The following is an 18,664-nucleotide window of genomic DNA, read 5'->3' on the forward strand; positions in this document are numbered from 1 at the left end:
AATCTGAGCCAGAATGTGGTTCATTCTGACCCAGATTTGATTTTACACAACTCATCAGTCCTTATTGACAAAGAGCCCTTTTTACTTAGAATCATTTGAACTTTATTTAAAGCTTTTGCTTATTTTATACTTAACTCTTTGCAGGAAACTTCTCGTTTGATACTCAAATTGCGCCAGTTTGCTCTTTTTTTCATTTAAGGTCAATAAAGATTTTATATGGCGAATCGCTTTTGGCGAAGCAGTTACGGAATCGATCGCTTCGATTAAGTCTTGATAAACATAATAAATCTGGTACTTTTCTTTTGCTTCAACGGAGAAATTGACTGTTTCGCTTTTGAAGTCATCGAAGTTATCTAATCGAACGCGGATCATTTCTACTAATTTATCTATATCACCTAATGGATAGACACAACCGTGATTAAAGAAATCATATGCTGACATGTGCCCTGGATTATTGGATATAATAACTGGTACACCGTTTAAAAGAGCCTCAACATAAACTAAACCGAATGTTTCCATTGCTGAAGAAAAAACGCATATATCTTTCGATGTCACGTGCTCCCATGGATTGTCTACATTTCCTAGAAAAGTAATATTTTTTAAACGATTTTTTTTGATATAATCGAGACATTTTTCTTTATACTCATCATCCCATGCACCAATAAAAACCAACTCAATATCGTCCCTGTTCAACTGATGATATGCTTTAATTAGTTCTAATTGATTTTTTCTCGGGTTGATACGTCCTACTGAAACGATTCTTTGAACATCTCCCTTTTTAAGGGAAACTTGTTCTAACTCTGTATAGGGAGCGAATGATTTAATTTTTTTTCTTGTAAACAGCTCTTGCAAATTATTGCTCAACTCGCCTCTAACAGCAAAAATCTCATCAGAAAATTCTTCTATAAACTCAATTTTATCCTTGTAGTAAGCAAATTCGCCGGAAGGAAATTCATGAATTAACCAGATATGAGAAACGTCTTGAACAGCCGCCGCCATCGCACCTTGGAACATGTTTGCTGTATTTGTGATTACCAACTCAATATCAAACTCGTCTATCTTTTTTGCAATGAGATCGATAGTATTTCTAAAAGATGCCGCTCGTTGTTCTTCACTTCCAAATAACATTCCTGGTGCATCCTCCCACCACCACCGTTGATTTGAAACTAAAAAACATTTGATCCCATTACTTTCAAAAATTCGCGAGTAGTCATTTACTTCGACGTCTCCACTAACCGGTGCAATATTTACTACTTCATATCCTTGCTCAACTAGATATTTCATTAAATTAAATATTGAAATTTCTGCCCCGTTGTCCATTGTGCCAGTTGGTGAAAGGAATAATATTTTTTTCATTAAAATCTCCTTTTCTTATTCTTATAAATAGCCATACAGTGCGACACAAGAATTAAAAAATGTAATGACATAGATTGTTTTAACGCAAAAGCTAGTAATTTTATTTGAATCCAAATGACTCATTACCTTTTCACTTTCAAAGCCTACTTTATTAAGAATAGGCCCTAGAAATAACGGCAGGAATGCGAGTAAATAAAAATGATACCTACCTTGTACACCTGGGACTCTTAAATCACCAATTGCAAATACTCGTGGATCACCTGTTATTGCCAAGATTGTTCCTGAAATAATCACAAAAAAAGTAGCCAAAGTAAGCACACGTGTCTTCTTAGGGATAGTGATTTTAATAAGCATAGCAGAAAGAGTAATCATCAAAGTATAGTTTATCAAATTGATGAACCCCGCGGCTTCACTAGCCATAAAGTATGGCATTGGATTCTTCAGAAAATAACCGATAGAAGCAATTACATCCGAATATGATCGTAAAAACAAAGTAATTGTGTATCCAATATTACTGATTAAATACGAAAGAACATCTTCATTTTCATCCACTGCGACAGTATTAGCTGCAGGAACATCCTCGAATATATGGAAAATCGCACCGTTCATCAACCATAAAAAGCCTAATGAAAAACATAGAAGTACTGCAAAAACCGTAATTTTTTTTGTTTTCCTCGTATCAAAATATTTTGTAGGCACAAATAAAGGCAGTGCAGCCAACAGAATCACTGGTGCCTTACAAAAAACCAGCCCAAGGCAAGTAAGCATATAAAGTATGATTTTTCGAAAATTAACTTCGCGTTCACCAACAAAAAAATTGGTGAATTGAGCCAATATCAATAGTACTAGACCATAATAAAGATTATCGTAGGTAAAACCAGATGAGATCCATACGGCAAATGGGGTCGTAGCTGCAACGAAAAGCGCTAATTTATAAACTTTGCTTACCTTTATAGCCCAAAAAGCCAACAATGCATAAAACAGAACATTAAAAATTCTCCCTAAATAATAGTGAACAGATACTCTTTGCGAGAATAATCGTCCAATGGATATGCCTATAGCACTTGGTATATAAGCGGGATTATTAAACCCGCTTTTTTCAAGCCAGTCTTCATTATAGGTAGAGGGAATAGATTCAATTTCAAGGAATTCTTTGTGGTAAAGATTAGTATTCAGTTCATTTCCATACTCGGGTTTACTAGGTAATTTGGTAATAGCTAAGAAATCTGGGGATATGGCAAGAAAATTTCTTTCATCTGTTTGATTTCTGACTTTTCCATCTGCTACTTCTAATGCGTGGTAATAATGCGTATTCTCGTCATAGTTTTGTCGAATTGGTAGAATCAGTGTATTTAATGTACCAGCAATAAAGATTAAGACAAACGCATTTCTGGCAATTTTCGTTTCATCACTTATTCTTGAAACTATCAGTAAGAGTATAGCAGCCGCTAAGGCCAAAACAATATACAGTTTAGGCCAAGTTAATTCTATATATTGTAAGAAAAACTGAGCAGTCAAAAGAATGAATAGAAAAAGAATAAGCAGCTTGTAATTCTTTTTTAGTTCAATTAGATTGTTTTTAATAAATAGCATTAATGGATACTCCTTAAAAAAGCACTTAGTTCATCTTCATGCTCTGATGTTGTACAATTTTCAATTACGTAATTATAAGCATTCTCACCGATAGTTTCTCTAAAAGTCTTATCGTTTATCACTTTTTCTAATTGGTTGAACCACTCATTATCTTTGACGAGTATGCCGTTTCTGTTGTGCGTTACCATCTCTTTAAAAGCGCCAATTTCACTTGCTAATGTAGGTATTTTCACTAAAGCAGCCTCCATCCATTTGATTTCAGACTTTGCCTCATTAAAAATCGAATGTACCAGCGGTGCTAAATTAATGTCCACTTGGCAAATCAGTTTCGGCAATTCTTTCCAATCAACAAATGGATGAATGACCAGTTGCGATTCTACCCTTTCCATTTCTTTCGGGACATCTAAATGCCCAACTAAATGCAATTCCACTTGCGGAAAAGTTTCTAAGATTTCTAGAATAGCAGGCTTAATCAATTCGAAATTCTCATTATGGGTAATTGATCCCGAAAAGTACCCGATTTTCACCTTTGTACTATCTTCCATCTTATTTTCAACTGCATCATGACTGATCGCCACCAACTCTTGGTTCGCAAGATTTCGATTAAGCAGTACATTCTGGTGATAATTCAGAAGTTCCTCTTTTAAGACACCTGTGGAAGCTATTGCTCCATCACACATAAGCATCATTTTTTTGTAACTGATAACGCCGCTATCGTAATTGTTTTTTTCAACTTTTGTAAGATTTTGGACGTACGTCAACTGATCCGTGTACTTGGTATCGATCACTAAATCATCAATATCATACAACACAGGTTTATGGTACTTTCTTGCTAAACGAATCAGTTCTGCTAATCGCTCATCATATGGTGCACGATAAATAATGATATGACTTGCGTGTTCAGCTAATCCCATCTGAAATGTAGAAAGATTAACATGCCAGACATCAAAGCCTAGGTTTTTTAACTGTTCAATCTTATTTTGTACACGGTATTTTGTTAACTGCGGAATTGCATTTTCGACACCATCTATTATGAGAATATGTTCTTTGTGCTTTTTATTTTTGATATCCTCCATGATTTGATCGATCACAGCACCTGGATACTCTGTTTCATTTCTAATATATTCAATTAATTCAGGAACTTCTGTTTTCCTCTGAAGTCCTTGCCAAGCAAATTTCTCGTCTGTATCGTTTGCAAAAGCTGTGTATTTAACGATAGGTACACCCTCTCGAACCATTTGAAGGGGATGGATATACATTGGACTATCCGTATTCTTTTCGGTTAAAGCCCCGTGTTTAAAGCCCAAGTCGCTGAAATGTTTTGTAAAAACCGTTTCATGCTTTCCGATTGCTTTTTCTCTTGAGTTTGTATCTCCAAGATTTTTCCAATAGTCATAAAATGATGGATCGTGGAACATTGATTTCTCAATTACTAAAAAATAGGACTGTAAGTGAATAGGGATATATCCATACTTGTTATACTTGGTAAAATCAGGTTGTTCTTCTCCATAAGAAATTCCCCAGAAATCAAGTTTTTTAGCTGCCATTTTATTAAATGCTTCTGTTAAATCTGAGACTGGACCAACATTCGTATCATTCACCAATAACAATTCATCATACTTACTTAATTCCTTTTCGCCAAGAAAATCGATACCATGTTTAAAGGCTGCCGTATCATATCCATCATTAGATCTAAGAACGACCTCCCCAAACTTACGAAGCTTTTCTAAGTCAGACTCCGGTAATTTACCATTCACTACGATTAATACTTTTTCTGAAAAATCTGCTAAAGAGGAAAGAAAAATGAGTTTATACTCTTGCAGCTGGGATTGGCTTTCATAGATAACATATACCAATACTCTTTTTGGATTTTGATAAACATTTTTTTTGCGTGTTGCTTTTCGTTTGCTAGATAAAACTAAAAATTGCAAATTAGGGATTTTTCTGAGTTTAACCAATAACTTTTGTTTTGCTTTATCAACAAGTACTAATCCTTTACTAGGATTTCTTAAAAATCTTAGTCCATAACTAAAAGGCTTCACAATAAGTTTACCAACCCTGTATGACTTAGATGACATCAACGCTTGTTTATCGTTTTCCAGCAACTGAATTAATTGCGCCATAGATAAATTCTGATTTTGCAAGTCATTTTTTTCAAGATTTTCTTCACGTAATCGCTGATCTATCGCCTGTTTTTCATTGTTTAAGTCTTCCACAGATACTTTTAATTCATTAACTTCTGCAAGCAATAATTCATTATCTTTGTTTTGTTGTTTTATATAATTAGTCAAATCTGCAAGATGATTGATTAAATCTTCGTTTCGGTCTTCCAGTTGCATGATATTATTCTTAATTGCTGAAAGAACCAGTTGTGGATATTGTTCCTGATGCTTGCTCAGGAGATAAAGATAAATCTCATAATAAAATTTTTCGGTCCCATGCTGCCCTTTCCTTGATATTGATTCTTGTAGCACTCGATAATTTAATTTTGTGGAAGAACATTTAACAGCTTTCGCATGGTTGGTAAGAATCAGTCGCATAAAAAAGTCATAGTCGACTAATTTTTTTCTGTTTAACGCTAAATCATATGTTAGCTGACCAACAATTTCTTTTCTTATCAACGAGCAATTATCAATAAAGTTACTAGAAAGAAACTCTTCCAATTGGAATGGTTTGGCTTCCATAAACAGCTCACCTGTTTCAACATTTACAAGATCAGTATATACAATATCTGCTTCTTCTTTTTCGGCAGTTTCAACTAGCTTTTCAATATATTGATTATCTAGATAATTATCACTGTCGACAAATAATAGGTATTTTCCGACAGCTCGCTCGAGTCCTTTATTTCGTGTCACACAAACGCCTCGGTTTTCTTGAACCAAATACTCATGTTTTAGCGAAACATGTGATAAATAATCTCTAATAATCTGATCTGAATTATCTGTCGATCCATCATTGATAATCACTAATTCTAAATGTTTATAGGTTTGGGAAGATACACTTTCCAGACACTGACCAACATATTTTTCATGATTATAACAAGTTATAATCACGGAAACTAATGGTTCCAATACGACTCACCTTTTTCTATAAGTAGATTTTTCTGATCACTTAAGCTTCTGCCAGCTTCCATTGCTTGTCAAAATACCGCTTGAGGCGATCCGCTCGCTTTTTGATCGATTTTTTCTTGGGGAAACGATTATTACGGGTGAATTTTCTTGATCTGAAAAAGCAAATGGTTCGTCCGCGGCGTTTCGAATTGATACGCCTAACCTTAATTTGCATTCATTGATATGATTTAACTCGCAAGCATATTTAAAAGTCTTTTTACCGATACCTTTTGTCATTTCATCATATGAATTGTCGTTGTACATCCAAATGTTGCGATCGATATCTGTCATTGAAAAAGCAATATACGTCTCCATATCTTTTAACACTTCATAAGAAATCAAAAACTCTACTCGTCGATTCTCATCGGTAAGCATTTCATCAGATAATAAATCTACTGTAAAGTTTCGAATTGTTTCCTCTTCTTTACTTTTTGTTTCAACTTCTTGTGGTTCTTCTAAAACCTCTTCCTTTTCAATAACGGTGGAGGCCCCCGTCTGTGTAACATTGTCTAAAGAATATTGATTTGCTACATCATCTGGGGTTCCGATGATTTTTACTTCCCCTTTATCGATCATCAGTGCTTTATTACAGTATTTACGAACAGATTCCATTGAGTGAGTCACGAGTATAATGGTCTTGTTCTCATCTTTGGCCTTCATGAAATAGTCATTGCATTTTCTTTGGAACGCTTCATCCCCGACAGCCAATACTTCATCTAAAACTAAAATATCGCTTTTCGCTTGAATCGCTACAGAAAACGCAAGCCGAACCTGCATGCCGCTTGAATAATTCTTTAATTTTTGATTCATAAATTCAGTTAATTCCGCAAACTCAACGATATCGGAATACATTCCATCCACTTCTTTTTCGGAAAAACCAAGCATAGCGCCATTCAAATAGACATTCTCTCTCCCAGTTAATTCTGGATTGAATCCAACGCCTAACTCGATGAAAGAAACCAATTTTCCGTTCACTTCTACAGACCCTTTTTCAGGTGTATAAATTTGGGAGATAATTTTTAATAAGGTTGATTTTCCACTCCCATTTCTTCCGACAATTCCAAAGAAATCTCCTTTATTCACTTCAAACGAAATATCTCTTAGGACTTTTTGCTCATTGTATCCTTTGATTCCTTTAAAATAATTAACGATCGTTCTTTTTAAGCTCGTTGTACTTTCTGTAGGAAGACGAAACGATTTTCCTATATGATCAACTTTCACTGCTATTTCATTATTCATATTAAATAATCTCCGCAAATTTTTTCGAATTTTTATTAAAAATCATGTAGCCGGCAACTAATACGATCCATGGCAAAACATATGGAATTGCGACGATCCAATTCGTATTTATTAATTGCCATACCGTAATATTGCTTGTACTTGTTAAGATATGCCGCATATCTTGAATAATTTGAGCCATTGGATTCATCATCAAAAGTTTGGCAATGTTCACGTCCATATTCATTACAAGTGTCAATGGGTAAATTAACGGTGTAAGGTAAAAACCCGCTTGAAGGACAACCTCCCAGATCGGTCCAATGTCTCGAAACCTAACATAGATTGTTGCCAAAATAAAAGACACGCCCAATGAAAAGGCATAGAGTTCAATCAGAAGCAGCGGTGCTAAAAAAGCATAGATTGAAATATCCGCTCCATTGATCATCGCAAATAAAAGAACGATCACAAGGCTGATTACTAGATTGATTAAGGCGTTGATCGATACAGCAATAACAATGATATGTGTAGGAAAGCTTAGTTTTCTAAGCAGATCGCCTCGTGTGACGATTGATGACATACCTAAATTTGTCGTTTCGCTAAAAAAGCTCCATAGAACGGTTCCCAAAAGTAACGCCACTTCAAAGTGAGGAACATCTTGTCCAAATTTAAGAAAACGTACAAAGACCACATACATGACAGTAAACAGCATCAAGGGCTTCAAAACAGACCAAACATAGCCCATAATACTTCCTTGATATCTTAGTTTAAAATCGGTTTTTACTAATTCTTTCAATAAAATTCTATTTTTACGCTCGAACATCATTTTCTCCTTTAAGGTTCCACTAATCTTTTTTACGGTAAAACTTTTTAAAGCTATCCTTAAAAAGTATACTCGACATTCCCCTCTTTCTCAACCTCTACCAGATCATTTCAAAAATTGAGAAAAAAAATTAATGTTTCATTGACAGATTAAACGAAAAAAAGAAAGCCGCATTCAACGAACGAAATTTGGCCTCCTTTTTCTCAAAGTTTTTAGTCTCTTTCAAACAAATCTCTTGTGTATACTTTGTCTTCTACGTCATGCAGTACATCTTCCATACGATTTGCTACAATAACATCAGAGATCTTTTTAAACGTCTCAAAGTCATCAATCACTTCAGAGTTATAGAAGGATTTCTCTTTTAAAGAAGGCTCGTATACTACTACGTTGATTCCATGGGCTTTGATCCGCTTCATAATTCCTTGAATGGAAGAATAGCGGAAATTATCAGAATGAGCTTTCATAGTCAATCGATAGATGCCCACAACTTTCGGTTGTCGACCAAGGATCTGCTCCGCGATGAAATCTTTGCGGGTCGTATTTGCTTCGACGATCGCTTGAATGATATTATTCGGAACCTTATCATAGTTAGCTAGGAGCTGCTTGGTATCTTTGGGCAGACAGTAGCCACCGTATCCAAAAGACGGATTGTTGTAGTGGGAGCCGATTCTAGGATCCAGCCCGACGCCTTCAATGATTTGTCGTGAATCAAGTCCCCTCACTTCCGCATAGGTATCTAATTCGTTGAAATATGCCACGCGCAGCGCCAGATACGTGTTAGAAAACAGTTTTATTGCTTCAGCTTCAGTCGGATTTGTTAAAAGCACGGGAATTTCATTTTCCCATGCATTTCGCTTGAACATCTCGGCGATCTCTTTCGCTCGCTCACTGCATTCTCCAACAACAATTCTCGAAGGATGCAAATTGTCGTATAAAGCTTTTCCCTCACGCAAAAATTCAGGTGAAAATAAAATGTTCTCTGTGTTAAAACGTGCTTTAAGATCTAATGTATATCCTACAGGAACTGTTGATTTAATAATAAACACAGCATCTGGACGCAACTCTAGCGCTTTTTCGATCACCGATTCTACAGTCGACGTATCAAAATAGTTTTTATGCTCATCGTAATCTGTAGGCGTCGCAATAATTAATACATCCCCAAAGTCAACAGCTTCATCAAAAGCTTTGGTGAAACGAACGGACAAGTCTGTCCGCTCCAAAAACTGGTGAATTTCTTTGTCTTCAAGAGGTGAGATGTTCTTTTGCAATTGATCGATTTTTTCATCCACAATATCATAAGCAAGTACTTCTTCTTTTTGCGCCAATAACAAAGCGTTTGCTAATCCTACATAACCTAAACCAAAAACGGAAACTTTCATCATGATCCCTCTTTTTCTAGTTTTCTTCTTTCTCTAAAGATGCAGTCATATCAGCCAATGCTTCTTCCCAAGTAGGAATAACAAAACCGGTATTCTTTGCTTTTGTAAGATCCAACACCGAGTATTGTGGTCGTTTTGCTTTTTGCGGATATTCTGCTGAAGTCACAGGTGCAACCTCAACATCCGTTTCTTTCAGAATTTCTTTGGCAAATTCGTACCATGAACAGCTATTGTCATTTGATAGATGGTAGATTCCATAGTCTGCATTGTTTTCGATAATATAGACCATAAATTCAGCTAATGTTCGGGTCCATGTTGGACGGCCATATTGATCATCAACGACGGTTAAGCGCGGGTGCGTTTGCGCTAAACGTTTCATTGTATATACAAAATTATGTCCATATTTACCAAAAACCCATGAAGTTCGGATAATGAAGTATTCATCTAAAAGGTCTTTCACTGCTTGTTCACCCAGCAATTTTGTACGTCCGTATTCATTTTGAGGATTCGGCGTATCTGTTTCTTTGTAGACCCCCTCTTTTTTCGTTCCATCGAACACATAATCAGTACTGATGTAAACAAACTTTGCTCCTACCGCTTTCGCCGCTTTCGCCACGTTTTCCGTCCCGTTGACATTGATTTTCTCATCAAGTTCCTTGCCTTCATCTTCCGCCTTATCTACTGCTGTGTATGCAGCACAATGATAAATAACGGTCGGTTTTAATTCTTGAATTAACGCAAGAGTTGCTTTTTCGTCCGTAATATCCATTTCCTGGGCATCCGTTGAGACATAGTTTAATCCTTTTTCATCTAATAGATGTCGCAGCTCCGTGCCCAGCTGCCCATTTCCGCCTGTCAGTAAAATCATATTTCTCATCCCTTCAAAAAAAGCAGGTTTCCCTGCTTTTATTTATTGTCCATTCGCAGCATAATTATTCTCTACCGCTTCTTTTTCTGTCTTCCACCATTTTTCGTTGTTGCGATACCACTCAATCGTATCGGCTAAGCCATCTCGGAAATTGGTGAATTCCGGTTGCCAGCCCAATTCTTCTTTCAATTTTGTCGAATCAATTGCATAGCGTAAATCATGACCTGGTCGATCATTTACGTGCTCATACGCGTCTTTGGGCTGATCCATTAGTTCTAAAATCAGTTCAATTACTGCTTTATTATCCTCTTCACCATCGGCACCGATGAGATACGTTTCACCCATTTGTCCCTTTGTTAAAATCGTCCACACAGCAGATGAATGATCATTTGTATGAATCCAGTCACGGACATTTTTCCCGTCACCGTACAATTTCGGCTTGATGCCGCTCAAAATATTGGTAATTTGTCGAGGAATAAATTTCTCAATGTGTTGATAAGGTCCATAATTATTAGAACAATTGGAGATCGTCGCTTGGAGACCGAATGAGCGCACCCAAGCTTTTACCAAAAGATCGGAACCAGCTTTTGTTGAAGAGTAAGGACTTGATGGGTTATACGGCGTTTTGTCCGTGAATTTTTCTCCCGCTCCTTCGCCATGTCCCGGAAGATCTTCTCTCAAAGGAAGATCGCCATATACTTCATCGGTTGAAACATGATGGTATCTTACATTGTACTTTCGGCATGCTTCTATCAGCGTATACGTTCCAATAATGTTGGTTTGAACAAACGGAAAAGGATCTTTCAACGAGTTGTCATTATGAGATTCTGCAGCATAATGAACGACAGCGTCTGTATCCTGAACCAATCTATCTACCAGCTCCTGATCAGCAATGTCGCCGACAACTAATTCAAAGCGATCCTTTGGAAGACCATTAAGATTGTTTTTATTTCCCGCATAGGTCAGCTTATCTAAAACTGTTACAAAAACATCAGGCTGATTATTGATCACATAATGAACAAAGTTAGAGCCGATAAATCCTGCTCCACCAGTTACAATAATTTTTTTCATCACTTTCACTCCTTATACTTCACCATAGATAAATGTATTTTCTATTTCAAATTCTTTCAGTGTTGGATGTTTTTTATCTTTTTCTGATAGAATCGCTTTTTTCACATCTATAGGCCAAGTAATTGCCAAATCGGGATCATCAAATGCAATGCCGCCATCAGCTTCAGCATTATAATAGTTGTCACACTTATACAAGAAGTTCACATTTGGAGTCAGTGTCATAAACCCGTGAGCATATCCGCGAGGTACTAATAACTGACGATGGTTGTGTTCGGTTAACAAGTACCCTTCCCACTCTCCATAGGTCGGGCTGCCTTTACGAATATCTACGATAACATCAAGTACCGCACCAGTCACCACACGAATCAATTTTGTCTGTGCTGCTTCACCTTTTTGAAAATGCAGGCCTCTTAACACACCTGCTTCAGCAGATAATGAGTGGTTATCTTGAACAAAATCAAAGTCAATTCCTTGTGCTGAAAATTTTTCTTTTGAATAGCTTTCAGTAAAAAAACCTCGATGATCGCCATAAACGTCCATCTCTATTAGTTTTACATCTGTCAATTTTGTTTCTATAACTTTCATCAAAGCGTCTCCTCTTTATTCAGCAGCTAGTCGTAATAAATATTGACCATACTGATTTTTTTTCAATGGCTCAGCTAAAGCAACTAACTGCTCTCTTGTGATATAGCCCATTCGGAATGATATTTCTTCCAAACACGCAACTTTCAAGTTTTGCCGTTTTTCAATCGTTTCAATAAAAGTAGATGCCTCAAGCAATGTTTCATGTGTTCCTGTATCAAGCCAAGCGAAACCTCTTCCCATGACTTCAACAGAAAGTTTATTTTTATCTAGATAAACTTTATTGATATCGGTAATTTCTAATTCTCCACGCGCAGACGGTTTGATATTCTTGGCGATTTCGACTACTTCGTTATCATAAAAATACAGACCTGTTACAGCATAATTTGATTTCGGCTTCTCAGGTTTTTCTTCAATAGACAAGGCGTGCATATCGTCATCAAACTCCACTACACCAAATCGTTCAGGATCATTTACATGATAGCCAAAAACGGTTGCACCTGATTCTTTTGCAGCAGCTCGTTGAAGCATTTTTGATAGACCGCCCCCATAATAAATATTGTCTCCTAGGACTAAACAAACACTATCAGTGCCGATAAACTCTTCCCCAATAATGAATGCTTGAGCGAGGCCGTCAGGACTTGGCTGTACTGCATAGTCAATTTGCAGTCCTAAGTCTTTGCCATCGCCAAATAACTCTTGAAAGCGAGGAGTATCTTGAGGAGTGGAAATAATTAAAATTTCTTTGATCCCCGCCAACATCAAAGTAGACATTGGGTAAAAAATCATTGGTTTGTCATAAATAGGCATCAATTGTTTAGAAGTTGCTTTTGTTAATGGATAAAGGCGTGTTCCTGAACCGCCTGCTAAAATAATCCCTTTCATTCATTACGCTCCTTAATTAATTTACTTGTATTTCTCACCACAGCATTATCTCATTTCTAGAAAGCTTTGTCATTCAATTCAAAGTTTTGAAATGAAAATGTAACTTTTATTTATCAAATACCTTTCTCATGATCAGGCTTCTGATTAAACCCCAGCGCCACACGAATTGCTGGGCAAATGAAGCGGATGTTTTGATTTCACTGGCATTTTTTTCATGTCTGCGATACAACGTTAACTGCTTATCGATAAGCTCGATACGGTTGCCTGCCATTGCACCGATCCACATATCATGCATTGGAATTGCTTGCGGAAACGGAAGAATAGATGGCTTCAACTCTCTTCGAAAAGCCATGCCTGCTCCGATGTATTTATTTTTAAGCAAATTTCGTAAAAATCCGACTTTCACATTCCTATAGGCAAAATAGGAGGGTTCAATCAGTTCAAGCTGTTCATCGACAATTCTCAAATCAGAAATGACTACCTGTATCTCTTTTTTTTCATTAAATTTTGCTTTTGTATCAGCAACTTTATCGGGAAGCCACACATCGTCTTGGTCGGCCAAAAAAATCAGATCGCCTGAAGCCTGGTTAATTGCGTGTTCAAAATTTTTGATAATGCCTTTTTGCGGTCCTTCCAAAAGTTTGATTCGGGGATCTGCGCGATAAGAATCGAGGATACTTCTTGTCTTGTCAGTAGAGAAGTCATCCGAAATTATCAGCTCATCATCAGGTGCAAGTTGAATTAGAATGCTGTCCAGCTGTTCTTGAAGATACTTTTCTCCGTTATAAGTGGCTACACATACTGATATCATAAATGATCCTTCCTAAATGACAAGTATTCTTTCCATGTTCTTCGACTGAATCGGTACATTTTGGGTGAAAGTGCTTGTTTTATTGTTCGAAAAAAAAGCTGTTTTTCATGTTCCTTTTTCTTTTCTTTATCGAAATCCCTATAGAATTTCGATTCACTGGTAAGAATCTGCTCATATCTTTCCCTAGTCATCGTTTTATAATGCATGACTGAAAGATCATGATTCAGCTTTTGGTTTGCGATCAAAAACCGAAAGCCTTCTTGATGTAAGCGAAGAAAAAGCCAATGATCTAAAAAATCCAGCGGAAAAGCATCATTGAATCCGCCGATTTTTTTTATAGCCGCGAGAGTGACTGCGGTGCCGGAATTGATTGCCATAATCCGCTGTTTTTGCTCACCGATAGCAGGATATGCCAGATTTCGATTGATGTAACGATCAGCTAAGACCGGTGATACCTGTATTGTGCCACTGTAAATCAGCGGCACAACAGCACCTATTTCAGTTCCGATCGTCTCAGCCATAAGAAAGTTTAGGTAGGCTTTTGTCAGCTCCGTATCTTGGTCCAAGAGAAGCAGCAAATCAAAATCGCCGCTAGACGCAGACTTAAACCCTTTATTGTATGCTTTGGAGAGGCCGGGATTGGCTGGATCATGAAAATAGGTCACTAATGGATGCTGAAAAAAAGGCTCATCATGACTTTGTGGACTGTTATCATAAACCAGCAATTGGATTTGCTGGTTCTTCACCGCTTTTTCCAAAAGCGGTGAAGCCGATGCTTCTTGCCAGCTTCTTTCATACATTACGATCGTCACAAATAAACGGTTCATCAAAACAGCCTCCAACCCCATTTATTAAAAAATTTCATCATCGAATGCATAAACACCAAAAAGAGTTTTGCACTTCTATGAGCTCCTTTACCGTATAAGTGCACGACTTTTTCAAAGGGCGTATACAAAATGCGGTACCCCGCTTTTTCATATCTCAAACACAAATCATTGTCTTCAAAATACATAAAGAACTGTTCGTCAAAGCCGCCGATTTCTTTAAAGCGAGCGATTTCTACCAGCATAAAACAACCAGAGCCCATTCGGATATAACTGGTTTGATCTTGTGGAAGGTCACGGCACTCATAAGCAGACAGTCTTTTTTTAAATACTTTTTTTACCCAATGAAACGGAATAAATCGCAAGAAATAATCGAATACAGCTAATCGTTTTCTTACTAAATACTGAATAGAGCCATCTTCGTTCAAAACCTGAGGAACTACGACAGCTGCTTCATTCTCTTGAATTCTTTTTAATAATCCTTCAATTGATTCTTTCGTGACAAGAATATCAGGATTGCAAATAAATCCGTATTCTTGCGTTGCATTCATTAATAATTGATTGTGTCCATGACCAAATCCAAGATTTTCATTGGCTGAGATGACAGTGACAAATGGATAATCTTGCATTTTAGCAATGTATTCTGCTTTCGAATTATTATCAAATATTTTCACTTCAAAGCGTGGATCCTCTCCTATCTCTTTCTCCAGATGATCCAATGTTTTGAATATATCACGACTATTATGTGTCACAATACTGATGATTATTTTATTCGTTTTTCTATTATCCATAGTGTATTGTCCTTAATGTTATAAAATGAGAGATACTAGTCAATTTGTTATTATATCACATCCCCGCGCGTAAAAAAAGCACACTCGAGCAAGCAAAGCGATTTCTTCTATTCAGTCCCAGCCGCCCTTTGGATTGCTGCTTGCTTCTTTTCTGAAGTAATCCCTCATCGTCAAGAGCAGATAAAAAACACCAGCCCCGCTAGAGACTTTCTAGCAAGGGATGGTGTGATGAGTGAATCATTTACGCTTTCGCACAAAATTTGTTTAAATTACGGATAAATCCGATTCAACAACCGTGGAAATGGAATGGATTCTCTTACGTGCTCGATTCCTGATAACCAGGTAACGGTCCGTTCTAATCCAAGACCAAATCCGGTGTGAGGAACTGAGCCGTACTTGCGTAGATCTAAATACCATGAATATTCATTTTCGTCCAAGCCGTGGGCGCGGATTTGTTCTAGCAGGTATTCATGATCGATAGCACGTTCAGAACCGCCTATGATCTCGCCATAGCCTTCTGGTGCGATCATATCGGCACAGATCACGACATCTTCTCTCGTTGGATGTGGCTTCATATAGAAAGGTTTGATGTATTTTGGATAGTTTAAGATAAAGACGGGCTGATCGAATGAATTGGCAATAAAGGTCTCATGTGGTGAGCCAAAGTCATCGCCCCATTGAATATCATCAAAGCCGTTCTTTTGTAATAATGCCACTGCATCATCGTAAGAGATTCGTGGGAATGGTAATTTGGTGTATTTTTTCAAGACTTCACGGTCACGGCCTAAGACGTCTAATGCATAGTCACAGTTATCGAGCACATTTTGCACTAAGAATGCCACGTACTGCTCTTGGACTTCCAAGCTTTCTTCTTGGTGCATAAAGGCCATTTCTGGTTCAATCATCCAAAATTCAATCAAGTGACGACGTGTCTTTGATTTTTCGGCACGGAAAGTTGGTCCAAAAGAAAAGACTTTGCCAAACGCCATAGCGGCAGCTTCCATGTACAATTGACCAGACTGAGACAAATATGCTTTTTGATCGAAATAGTTGGTTTCGAATAAATCAGTCGTTCCTTCTGGTGCTGATCCGGTTAGGATCGGTGGATCGATTTTGATGAAGCCATTCTTGTTGAAAAATTCATACGTTGCCCGAATGATTTCGTTTCGGATTTGCATGATGGCGTGTTGTTTTGAGGAACGCAACCATAAATGACGATGGTCCATCAAGAAATCTGTTCCGTGTTCTTTTGGGGTGATTGGGTAATCATGGCTTTCCCCAACAACCTCTAAACCAGAGATACCAATTTCATAGCCGAATTTTGAGCGGCTGTCTTCTCTGATTTCCCCAGTGACCAGTACGGCAGTTTCCTGATTTAGATTTTTCGCTAATTGGAAAACTTCTTCCCCTACTTCACTTTTTACAACGATTCCTTGAAAATACGCTGTTCCGTCACGAAGTTGTAAAAAGGCGATCTTGCCGCTAGAACGTTTGTTAGCAACCCATGCTCCGATTTGAACGGTTTCGCCAACGTGTTTTTTTGCATCTAAAATTTGAATAGATTCCACTTGATTCTCTCCTATCTAATTAATAAAGGCACCATAGAGCATTTTAAGCTTTTTGGCGTTTCTTTTCAACAAAATCATGGATTCGTTTGGTAGCTTCCGCTAACGTGTCCCAATCAGTTGCATAGCTGATGCGTAAATAGTCTGGTGTACCAAAACCAGCACCAGTCACTACTGCCACGTGGGCTTCCATCAGCAAGGCCTCCACGAAGGCATCAATGGTTTGATAGCCGCACATCGTCATGGCTTCTTTGACATTTGGGAACAAGTAAAACGCGCCTTGGGGTTTCGTCACCTGAAAACCAGGAATAGCGGCAATTAGCGGATATAGTTTGTTCAAGCGCTCTTCGAAGGCTTGACGCATCACTTCGATCGATTCTTGATTCCCAGTCAGTGCCTCAACTGCTGCGTATTGGCTAGCAGCCGGCGGGTTGCTAGTAGCTTGGGAAGCGATATCGATCATCGCTTTGATAATTTTTGCATCGCCGACAGCAAATCCGATCCGCCACCCAGTCATAGAATAGGTTTTAGAAACGCCATTGATCACGATGGTTTGCTTGCGGATCTCTTCTGATAAGCTTGCGATCGATGTAAAGGTATTGCCGTTATAAACCAAACGACCATAGATATCATCGGCAATGATCCAAATATTATTTTCCACTGCCCAGTTGCCGATTGCCGTTAACGCTTCTTTTGAGTAAATCGCCCCTGTAGGGTTGGCAGGCGAGTTTAAAATGATGGCTTTCGTTTTCTCTGTACGAGCAGCTTCTAATTGAGCCACAGAAACTTTAAAATCGGCTTCTTGCTTGGCTTCAACAAACACAGGTGTCCCTTGCGCTAAACGGACTTGTTCCGCATAGCTGACCCAATAAGGCACTGGAATGAGTACTTCATCCTCTTCATCAAGGAGCGCTTGAAACAGCGTATAAAGGGCAAACTTCGCGCCATCTGTCACGATCACTTGGTTTGAATCATAGTCAGCACCATAAAACTCTTTCATATAAGCAAGAATCGCCTGTTTTAACTCAGGAATCCCCGCAGTTGCTGTGTAAAAACTGGCCTTGCCGCTCTCAATCGCTGCGATCGCTGCTTGGCGAATGTTTTTCGGGGTAATAAAGTCGGGTTCACCGACAGTTAGACTTAATACGTCTACACCTTGGTCCGCTAACGCTTTTGCCTTAGCAGATGCCGCTAACGTTGCGGAGGGTTCCAATTTTTCTGCTCTTTTTGAAAGTACCATGTTTATCATCCTTTCTACGATCCAAAATTCATTCTATCATAAGCGTCTTCCTATAGTTCAGTGATCGCTTTGATTTCTTCGCCATCTTTGAAACCAATCAAATAATAGTTCAAACGACCCTCGCCATCTTTCGTCATGACTTCCCAAGTTGGCTCGCCTTCAAAAATACCCAATGCGGCCTTTTGGATTTCCTGACCTTGATGATTGTCGCGAACAAATGCCTTAGCTTGTGCTTCCGTCAGCCCATCCGCTTGATTAAAAACAGAAACCTTCTCACCGCTTTTTGGGATGATCACAACGATCTCATTGTTATTCGTATCCTTTCCAACAATGCTAAAGGAGGTTTCCTCACGAGTAAACCAATAAAATTGTTCGACCTCTGCTAAATCGGTGTATCTTTCTGCTATTTCGATTGCTTCGTTTCTTGCTTGTCGCATTGGACGAGAAGAACGGAGATAGAAAATAGAAGCGAAGAGAATAACGACCAGTAAGACTGTGATCGCACTCAGCAAAATAACCACACGCCGATGTTCTTTGTCTTTTGTTTTCAC

Annotated in this window: 16 protein-coding genes; all 16 read right to left on the reverse strand. The window is 38.0% G+C overall.

Translation table 11 applies throughout. The annotated features are described in order from the left end of the window. Positions 1-102 precede the first annotated feature (102 nt). Entirely contained in the window at positions 103-1,356 is a 1,254-nt protein-coding gene (locus ACI3E5_RS14865; RefSeq protein WP_167827092.1) for a glycosyltransferase family 4 protein, read from the reverse strand. Positions 1,357-1,377: 21 nt separating this feature from the next. After that, complete coding sequence (locus tag ACI3E5_RS14870) at positions 1,378-2,949, reverse strand: DUF2142 domain-containing protein (RefSeq protein WP_325845997.1); 1,572 nt, start codon at positions 2,947-2,949, stop codon at positions 1,378-1,380. Next, complete coding sequence (locus tag ACI3E5_RS14875) at positions 2,949-6,020, reverse strand: rhamnan synthesis F family protein (protein WP_325845998.1); 3,072 nt, start codon at positions 6,018-6,020, stop codon at positions 2,949-2,951. Before ACI3E5_RS14875 ends, ACI3E5_RS14870 begins: the two co-directional genes overlap by 1 nt. Positions 6,021-6,056: 36 nt before the next feature. Further along, entirely contained in the window at positions 6,057-7,298 is a 1,242-nt protein-coding gene (locus tag ACI3E5_RS14880; protein ID WP_005229526.1) for an ABC transporter ATP-binding protein, read from the reverse strand. A gap of 1 nt (position 7,299) precedes the next feature. Further along, positions 7,300-8,100, reverse strand: a complete 801-nt coding sequence (locus ACI3E5_RS14885) for an ABC transporter permease (RefSeq protein ID WP_005229524.1) — start codon at positions 8,098-8,100, stop codon at positions 7,300-7,302. 209 nt (positions 8,101-8,309) lie between these two features. Then, positions 8,310-9,476, reverse strand: a complete 1,167-nt coding sequence (locus ACI3E5_RS14890; protein ID WP_325816483.1) for a nucleotide sugar dehydrogenase — start codon at positions 9,474-9,476, stop codon at positions 8,310-8,312. A 16-nt stretch (positions 9,477-9,492) separates the two neighbouring features. After that, positions 9,493-10,344, reverse strand: coding sequence for a dTDP-4-dehydrorhamnose reductase (rfbD, locus tag ACI3E5_RS14895; RefSeq protein WP_325846000.1), 852 nt, complete (start codon positions 10,342-10,344; stop codon positions 9,493-9,495). Positions 10,345-10,386: 42 nt separating this feature from the next. Then, positions 10,387-11,415, reverse strand: a complete 1,029-nt coding sequence (gene rfbB / locus ACI3E5_RS14900) for a dTDP-glucose 4,6-dehydratase (RefSeq protein ID WP_325846002.1) — start codon at positions 11,413-11,415, stop codon at positions 10,387-10,389. Positions 11,416-11,427: 12 nt separating this feature from the next. Then, entirely contained in the window at positions 11,428-12,000 is a 573-nt protein-coding gene (rfbC, locus tag ACI3E5_RS14905) for a dTDP-4-dehydrorhamnose 3,5-epimerase (protein WP_005229516.1), read from the reverse strand. 15 nt (positions 12,001-12,015) lie between these two features. Continuing rightward, entirely contained in the window at positions 12,016-12,882 is an 867-nt protein-coding gene (rfbA, locus tag ACI3E5_RS14910; protein WP_005229515.1) for a glucose-1-phosphate thymidylyltransferase RfbA, read from the reverse strand. A 106-nt stretch (positions 12,883-12,988) separates the two neighbouring features. Continuing rightward, complete coding sequence (locus ACI3E5_RS14915) at positions 12,989-13,693, reverse strand: glycosyltransferase family 2 protein (RefSeq protein ID WP_325846003.1); 705 nt, start codon at positions 13,691-13,693, stop codon at positions 12,989-12,991. Further along, a complete protein-coding gene (locus ACI3E5_RS14920; RefSeq protein WP_498822050.1) occupies positions 13,690-14,520 on the reverse strand; it encodes a glycosyltransferase in 831 nt (276 codons plus the stop codon). Before ACI3E5_RS14920 ends, ACI3E5_RS14915 begins: the two co-directional genes overlap by 4 nt. Beyond that, the gene (locus tag ACI3E5_RS14925; RefSeq protein ID WP_005229506.1) at positions 14,520-15,308 is read right to left on the reverse strand and encodes a glycosyltransferase family 2 protein; all 789 of its coding nucleotides are present in this window, start codon (positions 15,306-15,308) and stop codon (positions 14,520-14,522) included. The genes ACI3E5_RS14920 and ACI3E5_RS14925 overlap by 1 nt, the downstream gene beginning before the upstream one ends. A gap of 269 nt (positions 15,309-15,577) precedes the next feature. Continuing rightward, positions 15,578-16,876, reverse strand: coding sequence for an asparagine--tRNA ligase (asnS, locus tag ACI3E5_RS14930; RefSeq protein ID WP_498822049.1), 1,299 nt, complete (start codon positions 16,874-16,876; stop codon positions 15,578-15,580). Positions 16,877-16,919: 43 nt separating this feature from the next. Next, a complete protein-coding gene (locus ACI3E5_RS14935; RefSeq protein WP_005229502.1) occupies positions 16,920-18,113 on the reverse strand; it encodes a pyridoxal phosphate-dependent aminotransferase in 1,194 nt (397 codons plus the stop codon). Between the two features lie 50 nt (positions 18,114-18,163). Next, positions 18,164-18,664, reverse strand: a complete 501-nt coding sequence (locus ACI3E5_RS14940) for a cell wall elongation regulator TseB-like domain-containing protein (RefSeq protein WP_015510034.1) — start codon at positions 18,662-18,664, stop codon at positions 18,164-18,166.

This window comes from Candidatus Enterococcus avicola (assembly GCF_047470845.1).
GTDB classification, from domain to species: Bacteria; Bacillota; Bacilli; order Lactobacillales; family Enterococcaceae; genus Enterococcus_D; species Enterococcus_D casseliflavus.